Genomic DNA, 1,225 nt, shown 5'->3' on the forward strand with positions numbered 1-1,225 from the left:
AATAAGTATCACTATCACTATTATATTGGAATCCCTGAATTACCCAATCATCCAATTGCTTACCACTGAAGGGATACAACAACCATTGATCATTAGCGTTATTATTGATATAAAGCTTATTCTCCTTTTCTTCAATGAAAAGGTCATCTGAAACGAGTGATTGGATTTTTTCCTTATCACCTGAAGTATGGGCTTTCACAAAATCTTTTGATAAGTTACTAATAGTACTAAACAATTCTTTTTCCTTTTTATTAGTCTCAAGCTGTTTTTCCAAGTCTGCAATTCTTTTATTTAGTTCATCTCTGGTCTTTTCACTCTCACTTAGGCTCAATGTTAGTTTTTCTTTTTCTTCTTTTAGTTGACTAACAACCCCTTCGCTATTTTTACAACCTGTAATTATTGTAATACTGCAAATAATCATCAAAAGAAATAATCTATTCATCCTCATCCCCCTAATAAATCCGCTCTAAAGCATACGTCATTGTTAAATTCGAGCTAAAAATAAAGAATCCTTTTTGAACCGAATCCTTCGATTGTTCCAAAAGATAAGTAACTTCTTGCATGCATAATCACTAACTAAATCAATTAGTTATTTCAAATTATTCCGTACTCTTTTAACGCATAATGAATACCATCTTCACTAGATTTCTTCGTAATAAAATCTGCAACGTTTTTCAACTTTTCATTCCCATTCCCCATTGCAATACCCAGGCCAACAAATTCCAGCATATCAATATCATTTTCCCCATCACCGAAAGCAATTGCCTCCGATTTATCAATCCCAAAGAATTCTAGGGTTTTCAGGATAGCCAGAGACTTTGACACATCCTCCTGCAAAACATTCAATACATATGGATGCCACCTTTTAAATGTTAGTTGAGGGAATTTTTGGATGTACTTCTCAACAGTTCCATCATTTGCAAACAAACACAATAAAAATACCTCTTGTTCATGAATCGAACNTTCTAGGGTTTTCAGGATAGCCAGAGACTTTGACACATCCTCCTGCAAAACATTCAATACATATGGATGCCACCTTTTAAATGTTAGTTGAGGGAATTTTTGGATGTACTTCTCAACAGTTCCATCATTTGCAAACAAACACAATAAAAATACCTCTTGTTCATGAATCGAACCCTTAGTAACAGGATAATCATTGAGAAACAAAGTTTCCTTTAACGCGGTTAAAATTTCATTTTGTGTTACACCATTCATACTGAATTCT

Annotated in this window: 2 protein-coding genes; both read right to left on the bottom strand. The window is 33.6% G+C overall.

Annotation, left to right across the window (positions count from 1 at the left end; all coding sequences use genetic code 11):
* On the bottom strand, positions 1-442 hold a 442-nt coding region (locus tag RB160_RS23900), incomplete at its 3' end, for a coiled-coil domain-containing protein (protein WP_316572948.1).
* A gap of 152 nt (positions 443-594) precedes the next feature.
* On the bottom strand, positions 595-1,225 hold a 631-nt coding region (locus RB160_RS23905), incomplete at its 5' end, for an HAD hydrolase family protein (protein ID WP_316572956.1).

The organism is Neobacillus sp. YIM B06451 (genome assembly GCF_032667185.1).
Lineage (GTDB): Bacteria > Bacillota > Bacilli > Bacillales > Cytobacillaceae > Bacillus_D.